We start from the raw sequence: 23,043 nt of genomic DNA, 5'->3' as shown, positions 1-23,043 counted from the left end.
TTAAAGAAAATCAGCTTTTACGTTAAAATACACTATGATTTAACAGCAATAATCATAAACCTTTTTGAATTCGTACGAATACCTTTTTCGGAACTATTAGCGTCAATGAACTTTTGTAAAATATTAAAGTCCTCTTCTTTTTCTCCAAATCTAGGAATAATAGGCGTATGTTTTAATAAGAAAATAAGATCCTCAGGAGTACTGTAATAATCAGTAACATCATATTCACGTACTTGTACGAGTTCAAATCCTGCACTAATAAGTTCACCCATATAATTATCTTTTAACGTACCATCGCTTTCACCTAAACATTGCCCTCTACCAAATGCTTCTTTAAGATTTAATTTATCATGTTCGCTAACTTGTTGTGTTAAGAAAAAAGCACCTTTTTTCATTACTTTTGCCAATTCAGATGCTACAAACGGCGCATGACAACTTGAAGTAATATCAAAATGAGCATGCGGAAACGTTAAAAATTCCGAATCCATTTGAAGAAATTCAACATTTTGTACACCTGCTTTATTCAAATTGGAATGTGCTGTTTTGATCATTCCATTAGAATTATCTATTCCAATCAGTAATGCAGCTGAAGATGCTATTTTTAATATATTGTCTCCTCCACCTGTGCCAACATCAAGTAGAATATCTGATGGTTTACATCTTTCTTGCACTTCACCATAAAAGTCCCAAGTGTCACCTACAGTTTCACACTTTAGCTTACTAAAGTCCCACCCATTTAATCGTCCCACTTTATCATAAAAACTTTTATACTCTAATTCATTCATTTTATTATTTCCCCTTTGTAAAAATGCATTAACTGTTTAGATGATTCTCGAAATAGACTCATAGTTGATATTATCGTGAAAGGGCCTACGTCTTCTTTTATATCTGCTACGCATTTTTTCAGCCCCGAATAACTAGTTACTTCGAACGATACAGCATTTCATCTATATCACCTCATCTGGAAGACTGTATATATAATAACCTATAACACTATTTAATTGTATATTATAAAATACAAATTATTAAAACGATATGTTTCGACAAATCCCATTTAGTTTACATAATAATATTATAGTTTGTTTTTATCGATATATTCTAAATGTCCTCTTCCCCAACCACACATACTATCCAAAACAATACTGACTGTTTTCCCATGCTCAGTTAAGCTATATTCCACTTTAGGTGGTATTTCTTGATAAATTTCGCGTTTTATTAGTTGATCGTGCTCTAATTCACGAAGCTGCTTCGCTAATGTCCCTTGAGAAATGCCTGGTATTAATCGCTTTAATTCACCAAACCGTTTCGTTCCATCTGTTAATAATATAAATAAAATGAGTGGCTTCCATTTCCCACCGATTATTCGTAATGTCGCTATTACCCCTTTTAATTTCGGTTCCTCTAAATTCACTTTCCTCACCACTCCCCTCAAATCATAAATTATAATGAGTAATTTTTTATATTATGTATCCATATAACAAGCGATTAGTACGAAATTCGCGACTAAGTACATATAAAGTGCGTACTTTTCAGTAGTCATTTTTTAACGAATAATAAAATTAACACAACTTATTTTAAATCTTATATTAAGGGAGATGTTTAATCATGTCTATTACTGTATTAAAAGATAAACATATCGTTATCATCGGCGGGAGTTCTGGTATTGGATTAGTAACAGCAAAACAAGCAATCGAACAAGGCGCACATGTTATTATTGCAGGACGCTCGGAAAAAAATTAAAAATTTCTCGAGAATTAATAAATAACAACCATCTTCAAACTTATGTATTGGATAATCAAAATAAAGAGCAATTACAAGATTTTTTCAAGAAGGTTGGGAATTTTAATCATTTATTCACACCAGGAGCCTCTTACACACTTGGATCAATAACTGCTACGGATGATATCGCCGAAAGCAGCTTTATCGGAAAGTTTTGGCCACAATATTATGCCGTAAAATATGCAATTCCTTTTCTCTCAAACTCTGGATCTATCGTATTAATGTCCGGTGCATTTAGTCAACGGCCACTTAAAGGAGCGCCTGCTTACGGAGCTTGTAATGGTGCTATTGAAAGCTTAGGGAAAGCTTTAGCTGTTGAATTAGCTCCTATTAGAGTTAATGTTGTTTCTCCTGGAACGATACGAAGAGAGAATGAACAAAATGAGAAAAGACTAGCTGCTTATGAAGATTATAAATCTCTTTCTCTTGTACAGAGACCTGGGTATAATGATGAAATTGCACATACTGTCCTGTATTTAATGCAAAATGGTTTTACTACAGGTAATGTATTATTTCCTGATGGAGGATACACATATCATTAATTTATAACAATTCAATGCCTCCTTAGATTAACTAGTATTAAGGAGGCTATTATGGTTAATCAACGAGTCCTTTGTGCTAAATATTTCCAGATAGAAATAAAGTAAAAAAGGCATATACGATGCCTTTTTTACTTTATTGTTTATTTGTTTATCAGATAACAAACCTCTGTAACCCACTTATTAGGATCTGATTCCATCGCTGGACTAACGTGATAAATATTAAACATCGGTCCAGCTAATTCATAACCTTCCGTTTCAATCCATTTTGCTGCCGCCTCATTTACAGCTGTCATTTGTTCATAACTTCCGTTAACTGTTATTGAAGCTACATAGGATGGATCTATCTTTTTGAAATTAACATCTTTTGTATTTTCATGCTCCCCTAAAATATTTATCTGTATTTCTACATCCACATCATTTTCCTTATATTCTTGATCATGGAATGTAGCAATACTATAACTCGGATTAGCTATACTAATATTTTTAACATTAATTTCTTGCATCAATATACTCCATAAATCCCCTTCGCAATTATACGATGGAATAACCTTTCTAACACTTGCTACATTTCTTTCTGGAATTTCTTTTAATGAAACATGATAGTTCATTTCAATAACATCCTCTCTCATCGTTTTCATTGAGTCTTCGAGGAGACGTAATTGTTTTTTGAGATCGTCCATTTCTTCCTTTACTTGAGCACTACGATTTTCAAATTGTGACTTTATTACTTCAATATTTTCACTCTCTACTAATTCTTTAATAGTGGCAATATTAAATCCCATATCTTTTAACACTTGAATTTGATTTACTTTCTTTAATTGGGCTGCTGAATAAAATCGATAACCACTTTGCTCATCGACTTTTACTGGTTGTAATAATTCCACTTTATCGTAATGTCTCAACATACGTATACTAATGGAAGAAAGTTTTGAAAAATCCCCTATTTTGAACATTAGTTCCTCCTATTTATTACAATTATTCGAAGCTCAACTTAAGCTTAAACAATGACATTGTGTGAGAGTCAACTATTTATAACAGTTTAAACAATTATTTAATGTATTATATTTATATAATTAAAAGCTCTTATGACTTATTTACCAATTCACTTTTCAACGCAATATATATTGATATTAATCCATTTACATTCAATAAAGTAACTATAATACTAATGAGCAACGCTACATCTGCAGAAAACGTTTTAATCGTCTGCCACGGTGAATTTGTACTATAAATAAGAAGTGGAATTAAAGTAATAGATAATATTAGAAATAAACTCCCTAGAAAAAGCCAGGTCATTTTTTCACAAATTTTATTACGTTTATACTTTATTATTAACATAATTGCTGTAATGAAAAGTGCGAATATTAATATTGACATAACAATTTGAACTATTGGTATATTTTTTGGTATATCAACCGGTTCTTCACCATTCAAAATATTAATAATCCCTTTTTTAAATTCTGGTAGTGATGCTTCTTCTAAAACATGATTTTTATTCGTTAAAATCACAACACCCCAGCCAGTTTCATTTAAAATAAATATTTCTGCATGTGAATCAGGAGTTGAGCCTGAATGCCAAACCATCTTTTCGTTTCCATTTATATTTGTTGTCCTCAGTCCAAAACCATAATATTTCGCTGAATCTATTTTATATAATGGAGATAAATAAAGATCCATACTATCTTTATTTAAAAATTGTGTATGCTCTTGGTGATTCAAAAACTTAATGAATTGAATCATATCTTCTAGATTTGCTGTAATATATCCATATGGTGTCCCACCATTATCATACGACACCGTACTTTTTCTTGGTATTCCAAACCATGATTGATAACCTGTTAAATAACCCTTTTTATAAGAATCTTCACTATTTGCTGCTGCACCATTCATTCTTAATGGCTGAAAAATTTGCTTCTCCATATAAGTAGAGTATGTCTCTTTTGAAACTTCCTCAATAAGTGCACCAAGAACGAGATAATTTGCATTACTATATTGATATTTTTGTCCTGGGGGAGCAGTTAATGTTACATTCGACAGTTTCATTACATTTTCTTTTATAGCCGTAGTAGTCTTTGATTGCTTATCTGATAATGCTAAACCTTCATAGGTACTCATTCCACTTGAATGTGTTAGTAGATGTTGGATTGTTATATTTGAGGCCGATTGATTATCTTTTACTTTAAACCAAGGAAGATGTTGTTGAACTGAATCCTCTAAATTTATTTTTTTATTTTCTATTAACTTCACTATAGCTAGACCAGTTAAAGATTTACTTATTGATCCAATTGCAAATGGTGTTTTACTAGTTATCTTTTTTTCAGATTCTCCAGTAACCCCCCATAATTTTGTGTAAAATACATCTCTATTATGTACAATAGCTACTGAAGCTCCTGGAATTTTATGTTCCTTTAAAAATTTTTCAATATAAATATCTAAAGTAACTCTAATATTTTGCTGAGCGTAAACTTTTGAATGTGCAATACATAACATTAATACATTACAAACTATACAAATTAGAAACAATTTATATTTCGATATCTTCATCTTAATGTACTTCGGATAACTTTCTTTTTTTATAAATTACTAAAATTATAGATATTAATAAAGAAACCATTAAACTAATCATTATTAATATAGAGTTCCACCATTGATTTTCTGCTATTCGATATAAAAGATTAAAATTAAAGTTATTTTCACTGTTGGTTGGATTAAGGGATTCAGTTAAAAATATTGAAAGTGTAGTTTGTGAAATGAGGTATGTAATAAATGCGACAAATATGCCAATTATGATTAATGTATTAGATTTTTTATTTATATTTTGAAGTTGTTTCATTTTCACTCGCAGATCAATTTCATTTATCTCCAAAAAGTCTTGAACAAATAATTGAGGCGTTCCTAGGTCATTTATACTTTCCTCACCATGTTCACGACATTCTTGGATATGCTCTAAAATTTGTTGTTTAATATTTTCCCTTTCTTCTAAACTTATATCATATTGCTTTAATTCCTTAAGTACGCCTGTTAAAAATTGCTGTTCTTTATCTTTTAATTCACTCCTCATTTCAGAAGGTCTCCTTTCAAACCACTCTTTAATAATATTTTAATATCAGATTGCAACTCTAACCATTCATTAACTTTCTTCTCAAGACGTAATTTTCCATTTTCATTAATTTCGTAATAAATCCTAACTTTACCACTATCCGTCACCTCTTGATAAGTATTAACCCACTCTTGATTTTTCAGTTTAGTTAAAATGGGATAAATACTTCCTACTCCTTTCAATTTTAAATTATGTACTTCGAGTTCTTTCATAATTTCATAACCATAACTTTTCTTTGTAGACAAAATAGACAATACACACATTTCTAAATTCCCTTTAATTAAGCTTGTTCTATCCATACGATAAATTTAACAGAAATATATACTTCATTCAAGTATATATTTCTGTTAAATTTAAAAATTCTAATAATTATACAATCACTAAAAAAGTAGCATATTCCTTTTGTTATTATCCAAATAACCTAAATTATTATCCCCAAAAAACATTTTTATACGTCAATAATTATATAATAAATAATCATAATTAACGATTTAAAACTAACTCTCACAGATAAATGTATTTACATCTTAGAAAGACTAACAAAACTTAAACATAAATGCCAACCTGTAATACCTTTCAGTTTTAAATTTAAGAATAATTTATATTGGTATTACAAATAGATTTTTCTTGCTCTATTATCTATCTACCTTAACACGTTTAAAGAAACTCTTCTTCAACATAAAAACTCATTTGCAGATTATTGCAAATGAGTTTTTAATCCCTAACTGACCACTATTTTTTATTCTTCTTAATTTAATTATTTTTCTCAAGACATTCATAAACTGCCATCATTTCTCGCTTATTCAACTCACTAATTCGATTAAATATTAGAATGTCTGCAACATCCTCAGTTCGTAAGCTTTCATCCACAACATCACTAACTTTTCCAGTTAACCATGTTTGTACATCTATGCCATCAACAATTTCTTTAAGCCCTTCATCATTAATACCACTTGCATTACAAGTTATACATGGAATTGTTAATTTAAACACGCCATCATGTAGATTATCCTCGGTTATAACTTTTTTTCCGTTACAGAATGGACATGGGTTGCTTTTTTTAATTTTATTAATTTGGGTAACTAATTTTTTATAACCAAATGCTTCATACACATATGTTAATTTTTTATATTTTCCATTTGTGAAATACTTATCTATGATAGTTTCTCTTGTTTCATTGATATTTTGGAAATCACAAATAGTCACCTTATTATTATTGCTGATTGATTCGATATTACCTTTAATTTGGCTCCAGAATGGTAAAACATTTTGTAACACCATGTCATAATTTGAAAAGCTTGCTTGTTCTAATTCAAACATTTTCAGTGCAACTTGTGTTTTCCTAGGCAGTAAAGAGACATCTTCTGTCATAATCATATTGTCACCTACGATAGATTTCAATTTGATGAGTACAGGTAAATCGCCTACAATTTTTATTATTTCATTAAGCGGCTGATTGATAATTTCACGAATATCTGTATCTCCAAATTCAAGCGATTTTTGGTGATTTAATACAGTTGCCTCACAAATTGGACATGTCATCATTTCTTTAGAAGTCTTAATATCTTCTTTAATAGCTGCTTTTGAAATAACAATATATCCGCCAATAATTGTATTAAATCCTACCCATGTTCTACGTGTCTTTCCTTTCTTATCATAAAAGGACTTATCAAAATAGCCGTACCAAAATGTATGTTTTTCTTCCTCAGACATATCATTATAGCTCTTTGACAAATCATGACCAAGCTCATTTTTAATTTCTTCAAATAGAAATTCTATTTTTTCATATTGATAAAATTTTAATACTTTCATGATTTCCGGATCGAATAGACCATCCCAAAATGGAACATTTTTATCTTGAATTGTAATTTCTTTATCAAAAACTTCAATTTGAAGACGTCCCGAACATGATGGGCAATGATTATCCTGAGAATAGAAATCGAAGCTTCTCGTATCTTTATTAGTCGGATGAGCAGCTACAATATGATTGATCAATCCACCAATTTCATATAAGAAACTATATTGACTATACAAATGTCTTTCGAAATCAATAGCAACTACAGGTGCAATTGTATCAGATTCGTATTCACCGTAAATTAAACGAGCCATTGATGATAAGCTTTTTAATATGCCACCCTTATAGATGTTTTCTGCATTTTTAAAATAATCAATATGATTTTCTTCTAAGTAATTAATTCCATTTTGTTGATTCAGTGTTGAAGAAATATGTATTTGCTCAGCATTATTCACACTGCTTTTTTGACGATAATAATCATCATGACTTACTACATCAAGATGCTCTATAGATTCAAGCTGTCTTTTTCCAAAATCGACAATATAATCAGAACTTTCTAGCATGTAACTGTTATGCTCAATCATTATGATAGAGACTGATTCATCTTGTAATATCCCTCTAACACTATCTATAAATTGATTTAAAATATTTTGCGATAAACCTTTTGAAGGCTCATCAAAAATAAACAATGTATGTGGATTTCTTGTTTTTGCAAATAACTCAGAAACTAAATGAACACATTGAAACTCACCCGTTGATAATGTTTGTGTTTTTCGTTCTAATGTTAAATAGCCCAGTCCTAATTTGATTAGTAGGCTCAAGCGTTTATACGCAATATCTTCGTTTGGAATTTCATCAATAATATCCTCAATTGAGCGCTCAAAAATATCATCAATTTCTTCACTATACTTTGTCAGTTTCTTTTTAATATCTAAGAAAGTTGCTACAGTTGATCGACTTGTAATCGATTGGTTTCGATCTTGCCCTACCATAACTAGTTTATCTTTTGGATATCGTTTCAAGAAATCTGTAGCTAAACACTCATTGACAAGTGTAGATTTCCCGCATCCAGACTCTCCTGTAACAGTTACAAGTCTATTTTTAGGAATCTGAAACTCAGTCATTTGGATATTTCGGCAATATAATTCATGGAATGTATAATATTCTGTTGGCATTTTGTAATTTCGTTCCGATAGTATTGGCTTTGGCCTTGGTGATTCTTTTACGATTTTTCCACCATATTTTCCACTACCAGGTCCGAAGAACATTTGCTCATCCGTTGTATCCAGTACTGTATCTGAATGATCAATGAGCCAAATTTGATTTTTGCACCCTAATTTTTCGATCTCTTCTAATATTTGTAATAATGTTTCGTGATCAAGCCCCACGGAAATCTCATCAATAATAATTACAGCATTTTCACTTACTGCCATGAATTCAGCTAAGTAAAGTCGTGTTAATTCTCCACCTGACAACGTACCCATAATTCGATTTAATGTTAAATAACCAATGTTCATATTGATAATATTTTGCAATATATGTTGTTTTGCTTCACTAATATTTAATTCTTCTGCTAATGAAAGAATAGATTCAACACTTAAATCGTTAATATCCGAAATTGTATGTGATTTAGCAAATAACTCAATAGTACGTTGTTCAACTTCTTCACTATAACGTTTCCCCTTACATTTTTCACACTCAATATTTTTAGTAGTACCACGCCCTTTACAGCCAGCACACCAACCTAATTGATTATTAAATGAAAAGACTTCAGGTGAAAAATTAAATTCTTCCGCTAGTTTTTCACGAATCTCTTTAAAAACACCTGTATGAGTACCAATCGTCGAACGCGGATTGGAAGAAATTGATGATTTTCCTAAAAAAAGTACTAAAGGCATTTCCTCCATCTTAATGGCACTAAAATTAGTTTCCATAATATTAGGAAATAAATATTGATATTCAGCCTTTGGCAATAAGGAAACTAGACGCTTCTTTGATTCTTCACCAATTGTTTGACAAAGAGTTGTTTTTCCAGATCCAGATAAACCAGCAATACCAAGTGATTTATTAAATGGAATAACAGTATCAAGTTTATTTATGTTATTAGCAATTAATTGATTTACTTTCATATTAACCTCTATTCTTATTTTTCCACAAAATCATTTTTACAATATAATAATTACATAATGAATATTACCTATTATACAATTATCCTCTCACTTCTTGAATCTTATCCTTGTATTTTTCGAACCATTGTTGCCATTCGTTTTTAGAAAATCCCTTCTCTTCCTCTTCTAAAACTGAAGAAAAAAGGTCAAGACAAATATGCCAACCAGCTATATCTTTTGGTGTATGATCAGTTAATTCATGAATGTATTCTTTAAGTAGTAAAAGAGAACCATTTTCCTCTTTATGTATTTCAAATCGGACACGATCTTTATCCCATGTGAATTCAAGTACTGAATTTAGTTGGCACTCTAAAATATCAATATTTAAAAATGAACCATCCATCATGTCGAACTTTATAATTCCACCTGTTTTAAGGTTTTCAATCTGTAAATTAGACATCCATTTTTTAAGCTTGCTGTTTTCAGTTAAAACAGACCAAACTTCCTCTATTGTATTGGGAAATTGGCGTTCAAATTTTATAATATAGCCATCAGTTTGTTTCTCTATTTGAGCTAACATATTTATTTCCTCCTACTCTTGTATAGAATGTATGTTCCTGTTTTATTTTACACGAATTTATGTATAAAAGAAATCTCTATGGCAATGAAATATTAATTTAATGTGTGAATGGTATCTTGAACATTAATTGAGTTATTATATATTCTCTCCATGTGTTTATTACAATAGGCGTACCTCAACATTTCCGCAAAAAATTCAACATGAGAAAACGTTGATTTATTTACTTTATATGATATTTCCATTAAATATTTAAAAGCAATTTCCTTTAAGATAAATGGTGTTAATAAGAGCTAATATAGTATTCAAATCAAGTTATGTAATGTTCAAAATCACTTATTATGTATGTCTAATTCCTTGCTAAACGTAGGTTTACAAAACAAATAAAAAAAGCCGCATTTGCGACTCATGAACTGATAGAACTAACACCTATTTTAGGTGAATGACTTACCTTTTAATCGCGTCAACAATTAGCGATGGAAAACCAAGTTTATCGCCTCTATTTCTAGAATCATACCTTTTCGAACGGAAAATAACGCCGTCATTCGCATCCCATTCTGTGTAATAAAATTGACCATTTTCATCACAATATTCAAGTAAAACTACCTCAAATCCAGCAATTTCAAACATTCTCGTTAATGTTTTATAATTATGTACGATTTTATGGCTTGCAGCTGGGTGGTCTTTCGGGCCAGGGCCGCCTATTTGAACTATATTTTGGTAGGTTTCATCTCGGAAAAATGCATCAGGCACTCCGCACCGAATATGACCTGATGGCTTTAAAAATTTATAACAGATTTCAGCTGCTTTTACACCTTCTTCAAAAGTAAGATGTTCCCATACATGCTCTGCTAAAATAGCTGAAATGGAATTGTATTCAAATCTTTCTTCCCAAGTGGTATTGTCTAGTAAATTAAGTTCATCTTCTTGCGTTTGAACCCAACCTGGATTATTATTAAATACTCCAGCTCCGACTACTACTTTAATTTCGTCTTGCTTAATTGCCATCACTTTCACCTCATAAATCTTTTAATGTATTAATATATTCTATGTTTACTATATTTTTTCCTTCTTCAACTAAAGTGCCAGTTAGTTCAATAAGATAGATAACAAAACTTCTGTTGTTTTTACTTATCCTCCCACATACAGCAAAAACGTTTATAGTACAAAATAAAAAGCGAAAAGAATAATTCCCTCCGCTTTTTATAGCAATAAATACATTTCATATTGTGCTAAAGAATTCTTTTCAAATCCAGATTTCTTTAAAAACCCTTCCAGTAAATTGTTGTTTGGAAACCCAATTGATAAACTTGATAACTTTAATTCTTCACTTGCTACCTGTAATAATTTCGTCCCAACACCAATATTTCTATAATCTTTGTCTATGAAAATAAAACTAATTTTTCCTTGTTCATTTACACATACAGAACCTTTTATATCACTATCAACATATGCACCGTAAAATGTATGATTTGTTTTTTCGATATAATCAATATCATTTTGCCAATTTATATGGAAGCTTAGCCATTTCTGAATTTCAACTTTAAATGTTGGAAATTCTAATTGTTTTACTTCAATATTTTTATTACCTTTATTCATTATTTTAGTTAAATCATTTAAATTATAATAAGAAAGATCATATACTTTTTCATAACCTAATTTGTTATAAAAATGAATCGCCCGATCGTTTCCTACAATAACTTCAAGAAAAAGCTGCTTACATTTATTTTGTGTCGCTTCTTCTTTATGTAACTCAAATAACTTTTGACTTACACCAATGCCTCGAAACTCTGGATGAACAGCTAATGTTCCGCAGCGCATTGTTTTTATACTTTCATATACCTTAATACCACCAAGTATTACACCAACAGATTTGTCACCGTCTAACGCAATAAAGGAGTGTTCTAGCGAGTTACCTTCTGGTCCCAAAAACCGTTGTACAAAATCCTCTTTTGAAACTTCCATTTTAATAATATAATCAGAAAAACCATCTTTAAACGCTTCATATACTAAATCAATATTTACTTCATTACACCTTTTATATTGAATCATATAGAATTATCCTCCTCTTACTTGTATTAAACTCAACATTCAAACACATGAAATAAACTATTACCACTATATCCATTATTCTTTAATTTTTAACGATATCTCTTAATTTGAAATGAGCGGACACTTTCCTATATATCTTTCACTATTAATTTGTTTTATTACAAACGGTGCAATATCCCCATTTTGAATTTTGATTCCTGGCATATCTACTAAACTCTCTTTAATATCACCGATCCCATTTCCCTCTATAACAAACGGTAATCTAACAATTGTCCAATCTATTTCACTACTTTGTATAATTTGCAATTCTTTATATTTATCCTGCATCATCTTTGGAAGAAATAATCGAAACAAATTAGCCCCTATTTTATTTGCAATTCCCTTCTGATCTCCTTTTACATTTAAGGAGCCTCCAGAAATAAGAATATAGCGCTTCATTTCATATTCCTTCATTACTTTTAAAATATGCTTCGTAACTGTACTAAAAATATAAGGTTCATTTTTCGGCTGACCCACCGCATTAATCACAGCTTTACACCCTTGAAGTAATTCCTGTATGACTGAAAAATCGCGGGCATCCCCACTGATAGTCTCTATATTTTCATTAGTTATCGTCATATTTTTAGAATTTCTCGTTAATATTCGTACTTGATAGCCCTTTTCTAACGCTTGATTTACGAGGAATTTTCCGACTTTTCCATTCGCACCAAGAATCGCTATTTTATTTGTAGCTTGCATCACTATACTCCTCTTACTATACATTGTTAACTACAGTAATCTCATAAACACGTAAAAAAGTAATTAAATGCTCACATGCTCGTTCACATGCTAACATTTTAAAAACCTTTTGTTCTTCTTTCGTTTTGTCATTCGCTTGATCTGAGGCAGCTTTTAAACATAGAAATGGTTTTTTATTTACATGACATACATAAGCAAATGCTGCCACTTCTTGATCAACGGCTAAAGCACCGTATACAGTATGCAGTAAATACCTCATTTCTGAACTTCGAATACGCTGATCTCCAGATAGAAATGTACCAAAATGGACCGGGTCATACGAACGCAATTTCTTCATTCGCTTTACGAGTGATTTAGTTGTTTCAATAGGTGCTGTTCTACCATCATATAGATTAAAACTATCTTCTCCTGAACCAGCCGCAGTAACATCATGCTGCAAAGTATTAAGAGCTACAACGATGTGTCCATTTTTCACCTTATCTGATAAACTCCCGCAAATCCCTGTCATAAATAACTGGTCTGGCTGGAATTCACTTATTAATAGTTGTACACAACTAGCACAACTTACTTTACCGACACCAGTTACAACTGAAATAACTTCTAATTCATTAATAGAATGAAAATGAAATTCCCAAGCTGCTATTTTTTCTACACGCTCACTTGGATAATGTTGATGCAAATACGTAAGCTCTGGTTCCCATGCAGATACAATTGCGATCCTTTTCATTACACACTTCACTTCCTCCTATTTTCATGTAAATAAGTCATCTATACTCTCTCGTTCATATTCTGGTATCCACTCTTTATACTTCTCATATAAATCCCGTATCTTTTCTTTATTCTTCGCAATTACTTCACATCCTCTATCACCATAAATAAACATGATAATATCCTTTGTTACATTTATAAAAAATACATCTGGATATGAAATTTCTTTTTTTCGCCCTAGACGTGGACGTAGGTCAGGGAAATCTTCATGATTAGCTGCTTGAATAAGCGGTTCATATTTAATATCTTCAGCAAGACATTTTAAAGAAAATTGATATGTACAATATAAGTCAGCTTCTTCATCTTCAAATAGAAAAGGTAATGTTTCTTGTCTAATATGAAACTTTAAACCGCTCTTTTTAATAAACCTATTGTATACATTTATTTTCTGCGCATTTTTTATATTTTCCTGTTTAAATCGATAAACATTTGTGACTAAAAAGACGGTATCTTCTTTTGAAAATATATCTTTAAATAGACTTTTATTATACCTATATAGTTGTGTGAAATATTCCATATTATACGTGTTACCATCTTCTTTGAATTGATATTTATCTTTCCCAAAATCAAAATGAAGATGATTTTCCGACTGAAAGTATATGGACGGTACTAATGTAACTCCTGGGAATGTTTGATTCATATATTCTTTTAATTGCATTTTCATACCCTTTCTACTCTACAATTTCTTTTAAATACCAATATGCTTCTTCTAACCACGGGTGTATGACTTTTAATATATCTTTTCTTTCCCACAAATATGAAATATATACAAAAGCAGCATGTTCTAAAGAGTTTCCTAAAGCTTTTTTTACATTTATTAAATATGGAGGTGTCCCTATTTGATCCCATTCTAATTTATCAGCAACAAATAGTACTAAATCCATCCTTGTAGCATGTTTACGCAAAGTAGTGTGGCAACAGATAGCATTTAAAACTTCTTCATCCTCTATTTTAAATATCTCTTTTGCAATTACTCTCGATAATTTTTGATGAATAATCATTGGGAATTCTCGTTCTTCTTGTAATATTTCTATTCCGAATTTTTCAGCAACTGCAATCCGCTCCTCGTTCGGAAAAATTGCACTAATATCATGTAAACACCCTGCAATCGCTGCTTTTTCTTCATCTTCATAAAATATTTTCGCAATTTTTCTCGCCTCATTTGCCACACGAATTGAATGTTTATATGTAAATTCTTTATTGTATTTTAATAGAAAAGCTTTAATATCATTTTCTATTTTTCCAGTTGGAGTAAATGAATATATATCATTATATAACATAGCAAGCCCCCTATAACTAACTTTCAATATAATGTGAAATTTAAATTTCCTTCTTATTTTGTATTCGTTATAATTGTATTAATTCCTTTTTAATACGTTACGTGAAATTTAATGTAGAAACATTACTACAAAATACATAAATGTTTGATATTATAGTAATATTGATGATTCGCAAGGAAAGGAACTATATGATGAATAAAAACATATTAATTATTGATGATGATAAAGATATTGTAGAATTACTCGCTGTTTATTTGCGAAATGAAGGTTATAACATTTATAAAGCTTATGATGGTGATGAAGCATTACAAATGATATGTACATATGAAGTTGACCTTATGCTTTTAGATATTATGATGCCAAAACGAAACGGATTGGAAGTTTGTCAAGAAGTGCGTGAAAATAATACTGTACCTATCCTTATGCTTAGTGCAAAGGCTGAAGATATGGATAAAATTTTAGGACTTATGACCGGCGCAGATGATTATATGATTAAACCGTTTAATCCACTAGAATTAGTGGCTAGAGTGAAAGCTTTATTACGAAGATCCTCTTTCCAAAATGCTACTTCCCAAAAGAATGAAGATGGTATTATTCGTATTCGTTCTGTTGAAATACATAAACATAATCATACTGTTAAAGTAAATGGAGAATATATTAAACTCACCTCTATCGAATTTGATATTTTATATTTACTAGCGAGTAATACTGGAAGAGTATTTAGCTCTGAAGAGATATTCGAACGAGTTTGGAATGAAGACGGTTATGGTTCTAATAAAACGGTAATGGTCCATATTAGTAATTTACGCGATAAACTTGAAACCGTAATGAATGGTGAAAAACTAATTCATACGGTTTGGGGAGTAGGATATAAAATTGAGAAATGAAGCATTTGATATATTAAAAGATATACCAAAGTGGAAGCTTATTTTTTGGCTTTTATTAGCTATCACTCTTACACCAATTACCGAATTAATTATATTTCGCCTCGTAACGAGTGTAATTGAGAGTTCACTTACTCTAAGCGAACTAGGAAAAGAATTCATTAGAATTTTTGGCCATGAAAAATATATTGGATTAAAAGAGTCTTTATGGATGATGATTGTATCTTATTTGTTTTTATTTTCTATTTTCTCATCCTATTTATACATTTTTTATCGTCATGAAAGAAAGGTTTACTATGAAACTTGTATAAAAAAAATGATTGAAGAGATTCGGTATATTGCAAGTGGAAACTTTAATCATAAAGTTTCCATCGTACACCATAATTATTTAGAAGAACTGGCAACTGGGGTCAATCAAATTATTGAGCAATTAAAAGTATCAATTGATGAAGAAAGACAGGCAGAACAAGCAAAAAGCGAACTTATTACAAATGTATCACATGATTTACGAACCCCTCTTACATCTATAGTTGGATACGTAAATTTAATCCATCATGATAATTATAGAGATGAAGTAGAATTACGATACTATATTCAAGTCATTTACGCTAAAGTAACTCGTCTTAATGCATTAATGAATGACTTGTTTGAATATACACGCGTTCAAAATAAAGAGTTAAGTTTATATTCTGCTCCCATTGATATTGTAGAATTGCTTGGACAATTAACTGTCCAATTTCGGATACAGCTTCAAGAAGCTAATATTGAATGTCGCCCTTCTTTCCCATCTCAAAAGCTAATGGTACTAGCTGATGGGGATAAATTAGTACGTGTGTTTGAAAATCTAATCATAAACGCTATTACTTATGGAAATGATGGAGATCATATTGATATTACCGCTTACGAAAGCAATAACATGATTACAATTGATATAACAAATTACGGACAACCTATCCCTAGTACTGATTTACCTCATATTTTTGAACGTTTTTATCGTGTTGAAAAATCACGTTCAACAAACACTGGTGGATCTGGGCTCGGATTAGCAATTGCAAAAAGTATTGTTGAATTGCATAAAGGAACAATTGAAGTATATAGCGATGATAAAAAAACAACTTTCACTGTAAAATTACTCCCTTATAAAGCTTAATACCACATATTTATAGGTTCAATTTTTTATCATATAAGAAATTGAACCTTTTATATTCCATCAATATCCAAAATTTAATAATCCTTTATAATTCTTTAGAAATTCTTTACCTTTTCTTTCTTCCTAATTAAGCATTCCTTTTTACAATAATATTATTGATGTAATAGTAGGAGGATCGCTAATGCAATTCTTAAAAAAAATAACAGTTTTATTATTATCTTTTCTTATTACTGCACTTATCGTTTTATATTTTTATCTTTATGTAAATGGTCCAATTATTCAAGCTAAATCAGCTATTTTAATAGATACTAATTCTGGTGAGATTGTTTATAAAAAAAATGAAGAAACTCCTATACAATCAGCTACTTTATCTAAATTAATGACAGAGTATATCGCACTGGAACAACTGAATGAAGGAAAAATACAGTTAGATGAATTAGTAAAAATAAGTAACGAAGTTTTCCGAGCAGAAACGAGTCCTATACAAGTAACTTCGAAAGATAAAACGACGGTTCGTGATTTACTTCATGCATTGTTTTTGACAGGGAATAATCGTTCCGCACTTGCCCTTGCAGAACACATTGCTGGAAACGAAGATAACTTTACACTTTTAATGAATGACAAAGCAAAACAACTAAAGTTATCACAACCATCCCCGTTTCTAAATGCTACTGGAATTAATAACGATACGAATAAACAATCAACTACAACATCGATAGACGTCGCTAAACTAGCAACACAATTAGTAAAAGACTTTCCAGATGTATTGAATGTTACGAAACTAACCTCTTACCAATTTACCTTCAAAGATTCAAAAGTTTTCAATACAAATAAAATGATATATTCCCTTAATAAAAACATTAAACTCCAAGGTGTTGACGGCTTACAAACTAGTTTTTCAACTAATGGTAATTATAGTTTTGTCAGTACAGCCACACGAGGAGATACTAGACTTATTTCAGTAATATTAGACGCCGGTGATGAAAACAGTACTTTTATTGAAACAAAAAAGTTACTTCAGTACGGTTTTGATCCTTCCTCGTACTCTGCACTCCAAGCTTTTAAAGATGCTGTTACATCTTGGACAATATTGTTTCAGTTTAAAAATTTAATCATACAAACGATTATGATCTTTTTCATCATTACAATCTTAATGTTTTTATATATACGTCAAAAAAAAGCCGAGGATTTTAATTAAGAAATCTTCTTATATATAAAAACCGACTTGCGTTTACACTGCAAGTCGGTTTCTAAATCTACAATCCTCTTCCAATTAAATTCGCTGAAACGGGCTGAAGATTTAATTCTCTTGCCCATATAGATATCTGACCAATATGATGAATTTCATGTACAATTACATGCCTTAAAACTTCACCGTATTTATATGTTTTATCTGTCCATGAAGCTTTCAATATTTTTGATTCGAAGTCGCCAGACCATAACTGCAAAAAGTTATCTAATTCTCGTCTATATAAATCAGATAACGCTTTCACTTTTTTGATTGATTGATAATCTTTAAACTGTGGTTCGTTATCCTCTTTTTCTTGAAGCGCACTAATCCAGCTATACTCAACATCTACAATATGGAAAAGTGTTTCTAAAATACTCCCAACACCTCCAACACGTTTGCGAAGCAATTCTTCCTCTGTAAGTTGTTCACACCATTTAAACCAATCATCTCTTACTTGCCAATTGTATTGAAATAAAGTGTACATATTTATCTCTCCCCTACCCCAAGGATCCACTTAACAGCATCTATTACAAAATGTGGTTCATCTTTTTGAATATAGTGACCACTATTTTCTGCAATTATAAATTTATTATTGGCTGATAATTGTAATAATTATTCTTGCAATTGTAACCATTTCAGTTGTGCATCTGCTGAATAAAAAGCTTTTTTTCCAGCAGCTAACACGACAAGTGGAATATCACTCATTGATTTACAATGTCGATCTGCTTCACCTAGACTAAACATAAACTCTTCATATGAACTTTCATATACAAATTGCTTATAGTAAGCTTCTTGAAATTCTGGAGGCATTATTGGTAAAAAATCTTCTTTATAATTTTCTGGTGTTGAATCAACCAAAACGATTCCCAACATACCATCAGGATAAAAAGTCGTAAATAAACGTGCATTAATACCACCAAATGAATGACCTACAAATATATATGGTGGGCTTAAATGAAGTTGCTTTAAACAATCTCTTAAATCTTTTACCATTTCAGAACTAATGCGTAGCTTAGAGCTATTCTCACTTTTTCCTAATCCAGCTCGATCATATGTGAGTACCGTCCCATATTCTGTCAGCCCTTCCGCAATACGATCCCATGCCTTTGAATAATCGCCATAACCTGCTTCCATTATAATAACAGGCTGCTGCTTTTTTCCTTGAAATATTTTTGTATATATTTTAAAGCTATCAACTTGTACATATTGTTTTATACATTTAACCATTCACAATCACTTCTCTTCGATTAAGTTCCTCTATTATTTGATCAATTATTTCACTTATAGATAAAGATCCATCCAATACAATATCCGAATTCGGCTTAACAGTATGAATCGCCTTTAAATAAGCTTTTCTCGCATGTGTCATGTAATGTTTCAAATTATTGTGTATTTCACTCATTGTATCTTCTTTAAAATCTCTCAAAATCCTTCTAGCCATCGCAATATCTAAAGGTGTATCGATAAATATAGTTACATCAATGAATTGTCCCACTTCTCTATTTAAGTATGCAAAAGGATAATCTACAATAATATAATCTAAACTACTATCTTGTATAGAACGCTGAATATCATTCATTAGCGGTGTAAGTACCCATTCATCGTAATTAGCTCCATCATCAATCCATTTGCAAATATCAACCGGACAGTTATCAAATTTATATCTATCAAAATATAGAGCCTTTGAGTTTTTCAACTCATGAGCTAAACTTTCTGTAATGGTAGTTTTACCGCCCCCTGAAACAGCTGCAATTGAAATTATTTTTGTTTTTTTATTCACGATTCCCACCAAACCCCTTTTGTTAACATAATATAATTATAAAACACTTTTTTTATTGTTCCATTCATATTCTAACATACTCATTTCCCATAAATTCCAATACGTTTCTCCTACTTTTTTTGACTCTCTTAATAAACCTTCTTTTACAAAACCTATTTTTTCGTAACAAGAAATAGCTGACTTATTAAAGTCATAAACACCAAGAGTTACTCTATGTAGTTTTAATTCTTCAAAAGCAATACGAAGTACGCCTTTCATCATATGTTTCCCTATAGAACGCCCTCTCATTTTCGTATTACCAACTAGCACTTTTCCAATTCTAGCAGACTTATTTATATTATCTATTTGTCCAAGAGAAATATGACCAATAACTGCTGTAGTCTCTTCATCTATTATTTTGAATGCCAGTGTGTTTGCACTTTCTGTATATTTCTCTAATTGCTGTTCATTTAAAGGATATGTAAATGCATTTCCCGACCATTGTATTAAAAATTCTTCGGAATTAATCCAATTTATTAATTGTTTGAAATCAGTTCTTGTAAATTGTTTCAGCTTGATCACTCTCATTCTCCTTTCACACAACCTTTTATACACCTTCAAATTTATTTCTATATGAAAAATATATTCCCTTTTAAACGTAGAGTAGAAAACTGAAACAGATTAAATTTTCTTTAGGGATGGCTTTGCCATCCCTTTTCTGTTTCAGCTTCCCCTCATCAAACCGTACGTGAGGTTTTCCCTCATACGGCTTTCCGATGTTCTTCCTTCTTTGGCGTTCAGTTTTGTTCTATCCTCCTACTTTCACGAGTGCATATGTTGTTTTCTTCATCAAGTCCTTGATACGACCATGTTTCTTTCGAACATTTCTTTTCTTATTCCAAAAAAGGTTAAGTCGTTCTAGGACGTACCAGTCTATTTTACAGAGCCACTTCTGTCCAATTGAAGATAAGCTATAATAATTCTTGAATCCTTGCAGAATTCTATTTAAACCTTTCACCATCTCTTCCAATTGTAAATACAGTTTGTTCCTCGGCTCTGTGTATCTTTTAATGCGTTCCCGCATTTTCCTCATGGCTTTCTGGCTCGGAATATGTGCCATCACATGCACTTTCTTCCCGCCTTTCACATGTTTAGGGTATTTTCGGTGGTGAAATCCTAGAAAATCAAATCCCTCGTTTCCATCCCACGTATTCACTAGCTTCGACTTTTCTGTATGGATTGTAAGTTCTAACTTATTCATAATGGATTGTAGTATCCGAATACTCTCTAATGCTTGTTGTTTTGTTTGACATACGATGACAAAGTCATCCGCATATCGAATTAGTTCCCCCAAATGTTTACACTTCTTTTCCCAAATGGTATCCATATAGTTTAAATATATATTAGAAAGTAATGGAGATATCACGCCACCTTGTGGTGTACCTAATGTCGTTTCATGAAATTGCGCATGTTCCATGATTCCCGCTTTCAACCATTTTCTAATGAGTTTTAACACTCTTCGGTCACTGATTCTTCTTTCTACAAGCCTCATTAATTTGTCATGATTAATATTGTCAAAGTATCCTTGTATGTCTACATCTACAATCCAATGAGATGTTTTACTCGCTTTCCGTATCTTCGATATCGCTTGATGTGCGTTTCGTTTCGGGCGAAACCCATACGAACAGTCTTGAAAATCGGCTTCGAAGATAGGTTCTATCACCAATTTCGTTGCCATTTGTACAACCCTATCCTTGATCGTGGGAATTCCAAGCGGTCTTTGTTTTCCATCACCTTTTGGAATATACATTCTTCTTACAGCTTGTGGATGGTATGATTTACTTTTCAATTCTATATATAATTCATTGAGAAAGTTTCGTTCTCCATATTGATACACGATTTCTTCAATCGTCTGTCCATCAATTCCACCGCTTCCTTGATTTCGTTTTACCCTTCTCCATGCTTCAGCCAATATGTCAGGACGATATATTTTGTCATACAACGCGTGAAACCTACGACTTGAACTTTCTTTGGCACAAAGATATAAAGTCTTCCAAAGTTCTTGAGCTTTTACATCAGTGTAGTTAGCTAGTTTTCCAGCATTCACTCACTCTTACCTCCTTCCAACTTATGAACAAAGTAGAGGTCCTTCCCTACATAACGTTGTGTTGTCGTTATGATATTCAGTACTATGACCTCCTCCGACTCCCTCTTTACAGTCCACCATTTCGTATATGCTTATAGGTTTCCTCTCTCCTTTCTGAAAGAAAGGGCAAAGGAGGGGCTCCCCAGTTCCAGACACTACTTTCTCAACATACCGCCCTCCGTACCCCGAGGGATTCTTCGATGTCGTATTTCCAAGTTCTTTACATCTTCCATGGTCTTCGCCCATATTCACCAGGCTCGACTTCCCTTTGTCCTATTTCTAGGTTGCTTTTAACGAGGCGGCAAGGTTCACTTTATGTTACGGTCTGTTGATTCGCTCGCACTTCTAGTAAAAGTTACTTTGTCACAGGGCTTCAACCTTAGGATTTCTCCACCAGCTGCCTGTCAGCTACTAGGCGACTTGGCTCTTACCTAGGCTGGACTTTCACCAGCAAGCAGTGCCCAGCTTAGCTGGGCACGCAAAATAAAAAGCCATTCATAAGAATGGCTTAGCATCAATAAAGTATAATTAATCTTTATTTGCTACGTCAACACCGTTAAAATCAAACTCATCAGTAACAGTTGTAGCAGGTGGTAAAATTGCTTCAATTTTACAAAGAGATATAATTGCTGCAACTGAACCAGGAATAGCAGCTAGCTTAACAACATCGCAAGTTACCGAAGAAACAGTACCTATATAAGTACGTCCTTCAGTGTTAATTCGCACTGTTTTATTAATTAATTTTTTAAGCTCATCTCTAATTCCTTGTACACAAGAGCTGTCACATTTCTCATTCTTTTCCTTTTTACACTCTTCAAAAATGTCCCAACAATCATCATGCTTACACGTACATTTCTTTCTACAATTATTAAATCGAGAACCCAAAACCTCACCCCCTAATCCTTTCTACTAGTAAAGTATGTCCAATAGCTTAAAAGTGTACGAGACAAAAGCATAGAAATAAAAAAACAAACACTTGTACTAAACCTTCTTATTTATACTTTTAATAAGCCGGCTCCTTGAATAGGGACCACCTTTTCCTATTACTTCACATATACATAGGCTTTGTTCGCAGTGATATGGTGTATTTTTCCTTTACCATTGTGAAATATACATTCAGAAAAGCGTACTCCA

Annotated in this window: 22 protein-coding genes and 2 pseudogenes; 4 read left to right on the top strand and 20 right to left on the bottom strand. The window is 31.7% G+C overall.

All coding sequences use genetic code 11. The features are described from left to right. Positions 1 to 32: 32 nt before the first annotated feature. Together QCI77_RS12835 and QCI77_RS12830 are read right to left on the bottom strand one after the other, a co-directional pair. Entirely contained in the window at positions 33 to 785 is a 753-nt protein-coding gene (locus QCI77_RS12835; RefSeq protein WP_353824992.1) for a class I SAM-dependent methyltransferase, read from the bottom strand. A gap of 287 nt (positions 786 to 1,072) precedes the next feature. Continuing rightward, positions 1,073 to 1,420: a winged helix-turn-helix transcriptional regulator gene (locus QCI77_RS12830; protein WP_353824991.1), complete on the bottom strand. Its 348-nt coding sequence runs from the start codon at positions 1,418 to 1,420 to the stop codon at positions 1,073 to 1,075. A gap of 185 nt (positions 1,421 to 1,605) precedes the next feature. On the opposite strand from QCI77_RS12830, the pseudogene QCI77_RS12825 reads away from it, so the two are divergent. Continuing rightward, positions 1,606 to 2,321, top strand: a pseudogene (locus tag QCI77_RS12825) (SDR family oxidoreductase). Positions 2,322 to 2,461: 140 nt separating this feature from the next. On the opposite strand, the gene QCI77_RS12820 reads toward QCI77_RS12825, so the two are convergent. From QCI77_RS12820 to yqeK, 12 genes are all read right to left on the bottom strand, one after another. Then, positions 2,462 to 3,274, bottom strand: coding sequence for a MerR family transcriptional regulator (locus tag QCI77_RS12820; RefSeq protein WP_353824990.1), 813 nt, complete (start codon positions 3,272 to 3,274; stop codon positions 2,462 to 2,464). A gap of 130 nt (positions 3,275 to 3,404) precedes the next feature. Then, the gene (locus QCI77_RS12815) at positions 3,405 to 4,865 is read right to left on the bottom strand and encodes a serine hydrolase domain-containing protein (RefSeq protein ID WP_353824989.1); all 1,461 of its coding nucleotides are present in this window, start codon (positions 4,863 to 4,865) and stop codon (positions 3,405 to 3,407) included. A 1-nt stretch (position 4,866) separates the two neighbouring features. Beyond that, the gene (locus QCI77_RS12810; RefSeq protein ID WP_098168227.1) at positions 4,867 to 5,382 is read right to left on the bottom strand and encodes a DUF1129 domain-containing protein; all 516 of its coding nucleotides are present in this window, start codon (positions 5,380 to 5,382) and stop codon (positions 4,867 to 4,869) included. Then, positions 5,379 to 5,720, bottom strand: coding sequence for a PadR family transcriptional regulator (locus QCI77_RS12805; RefSeq protein ID WP_002085418.1), 342 nt, complete (start codon positions 5,718 to 5,720; stop codon positions 5,379 to 5,381). The genes QCI77_RS12810 and QCI77_RS12805 overlap by 4 nt, the downstream gene beginning before the upstream one ends. A gap of 454 nt (positions 5,721 to 6,174) precedes the next feature. After that, on the bottom strand, positions 6,175 to 9,345 hold the full coding sequence (locus tag QCI77_RS12800; RefSeq protein WP_353824988.1) for an ATP-binding cassette domain-containing protein: 3,171 nt from the start codon (positions 9,343 to 9,345) through the stop codon (positions 6,175 to 6,177). A gap of 79 nt (positions 9,346 to 9,424) precedes the next feature. Next, positions 9,425 to 9,904, bottom strand: a complete 480-nt coding sequence (locus tag QCI77_RS12795; protein WP_063226168.1) for an SRPBCC family protein — start codon at positions 9,902 to 9,904, stop codon at positions 9,425 to 9,427. 444 nt (positions 9,905 to 10,348) lie between these two features. After that, positions 10,349 to 10,912 (bottom strand): class I SAM-dependent methyltransferase, encoded by a 564-nt coding sequence (locus QCI77_RS12790; protein ID WP_353824987.1) that lies wholly within the window; start codon positions 10,910 to 10,912, stop codon positions 10,349 to 10,351. Positions 10,913 to 11,104: 192 nt separating this feature from the next. Next, the gene (locus QCI77_RS12785) at positions 11,105 to 11,953 is read right to left on the bottom strand and encodes a GNAT family N-acetyltransferase (protein ID WP_215560442.1); all 849 of its coding nucleotides are present in this window, start codon (positions 11,951 to 11,953) and stop codon (positions 11,105 to 11,107) included. A gap of 102 nt (positions 11,954 to 12,055) precedes the next feature. Continuing rightward, positions 12,056 to 12,691 (bottom strand): SDR family oxidoreductase, encoded by a 636-nt coding sequence (locus QCI77_RS12780; RefSeq protein ID WP_353824986.1) that lies wholly within the window; start codon positions 12,689 to 12,691, stop codon positions 12,056 to 12,058. A gap of 16 nt (positions 12,692 to 12,707) precedes the next feature. Continuing rightward, positions 12,708 to 13,418 (bottom strand): 5'-methylthioadenosine/S-adenosylhomocysteine nucleosidase, encoded by a 711-nt coding sequence (gene mtnN, locus QCI77_RS12775; RefSeq protein ID WP_061690205.1) that lies wholly within the window; start codon positions 13,416 to 13,418, stop codon positions 12,708 to 12,710. 24 nt (positions 13,419 to 13,442) lie between these two features. Then, a complete protein-coding gene (locus QCI77_RS12770) occupies positions 13,443 to 14,117 on the bottom strand; it encodes a DUF3885 domain-containing protein (RefSeq protein ID WP_113769459.1) in 675 nt (224 codons plus the stop codon). Positions 14,118 to 14,130: 13 nt separating this feature from the next. Beyond that, a complete protein-coding gene (gene yqeK / locus QCI77_RS12765; protein WP_353824985.1) occupies positions 14,131 to 14,739 on the bottom strand; it encodes a bis(5'-nucleosyl)-tetraphosphatase (symmetrical) YqeK in 609 nt (202 codons plus the stop codon). Positions 14,740 to 14,930: 191 nt separating this feature from the next. Between yqeK and QCI77_RS12760 the strand changes: the two genes are divergently transcribed. The 3 genes from QCI77_RS12760 to QCI77_RS12750 all read left to right on the top strand — a co-directional run bounded on the left by QCI77_RS12760 (position 14,931) and on the right by QCI77_RS12750 (position 17,971). Further along, positions 14,931 to 15,626, top strand: a complete 696-nt coding sequence (locus QCI77_RS12760) for a response regulator transcription factor (RefSeq protein WP_002016575.1) — start codon at positions 14,931 to 14,933, stop codon at positions 15,624 to 15,626. Further along, complete coding sequence (locus QCI77_RS12755) at positions 15,616 to 16,773, top strand: sensor histidine kinase (protein ID WP_113769456.1); 1,158 nt, start codon at positions 15,616 to 15,618, stop codon at positions 16,771 to 16,773. Before QCI77_RS12760 ends, QCI77_RS12755 begins: the two co-directional genes overlap by 11 nt. Before the next feature lie 181 nt (positions 16,774 to 16,954). Continuing rightward, a complete protein-coding gene (locus tag QCI77_RS12750; protein ID WP_002141854.1) occupies positions 16,955 to 17,971 on the top strand; it encodes a D-alanyl-D-alanine carboxypeptidase family protein in 1,017 nt (338 codons plus the stop codon). Between the two features lie 58 nt (positions 17,972 to 18,029). Here the strand turns inward: QCI77_RS12750 and QCI77_RS12745 are convergent, their stop codons facing one another. The 6 genes and pseudogenes from QCI77_RS12745 to QCI77_RS12720 all read right to left on the bottom strand — a co-directional run bounded on the left by QCI77_RS12745 (position 18,030) and on the right by QCI77_RS12720 (position 22,794). Then, positions 18,030 to 18,488: a DinB family protein gene (locus tag QCI77_RS12745; RefSeq protein WP_353824984.1), complete on the bottom strand. Its 459-nt coding sequence runs from the start codon at positions 18,486 to 18,488 to the stop codon at positions 18,030 to 18,032. A 2-nt stretch (positions 18,489 to 18,490) separates the two neighbouring features. Beyond that, positions 18,491 to 19,231 (bottom strand): annotated as a pseudogene (locus tag QCI77_RS12740) (alpha/beta fold hydrolase). Continuing rightward, positions 19,224 to 19,784 carry a nucleoside/nucleotide kinase family protein gene (locus tag QCI77_RS12735; protein ID WP_353825769.1) on the bottom strand — a complete coding sequence of 187 codons (561 nt, stop codon included), beginning with the start codon at positions 19,782 to 19,784 and terminating at the stop codon, positions 19,224 to 19,226. Before QCI77_RS12735 ends, QCI77_RS12740 begins: the two are co-directional and overlap by 8 nt. Positions 19,785 to 19,820: 36 nt before the next feature. Continuing rightward, positions 19,821 to 20,345, bottom strand: a complete 525-nt coding sequence (locus QCI77_RS12730; RefSeq protein ID WP_113769453.1) for a GNAT family N-acetyltransferase — start codon at positions 20,343 to 20,345, stop codon at positions 19,821 to 19,823. Positions 20,346 to 20,571: 226 nt separating this feature from the next. Further along, the gene (gene ltrA / locus QCI77_RS12725; protein WP_088031616.1) at positions 20,572 to 21,870 is read right to left on the bottom strand and encodes a group II intron reverse transcriptase/maturase; all 1,299 of its coding nucleotides are present in this window, start codon (positions 21,868 to 21,870) and stop codon (positions 20,572 to 20,574) included. A 567-nt stretch (positions 21,871 to 22,437) separates the two neighbouring features. After that, positions 22,438 to 22,794: a hypothetical protein gene (locus QCI77_RS12720; protein ID WP_002032241.1), complete on the bottom strand. Its 357-nt coding sequence runs from the start codon at positions 22,792 to 22,794 to the stop codon at positions 22,438 to 22,440. Positions 22,795 to 23,043 lie beyond the last annotated feature (249 nt).

The organism is Bacillus cereus group sp. MG9 (genome assembly GCF_040459995.1).
Lineage (GTDB): Bacteria > Bacillota > Bacilli > Bacillales > Bacillaceae_G > Bacillus_A > Bacillus_A mycoides.
Note: the sequence above shows the minus strand (reverse complement) of the source record. Positions and strands in the feature narration are given on the sequence as shown.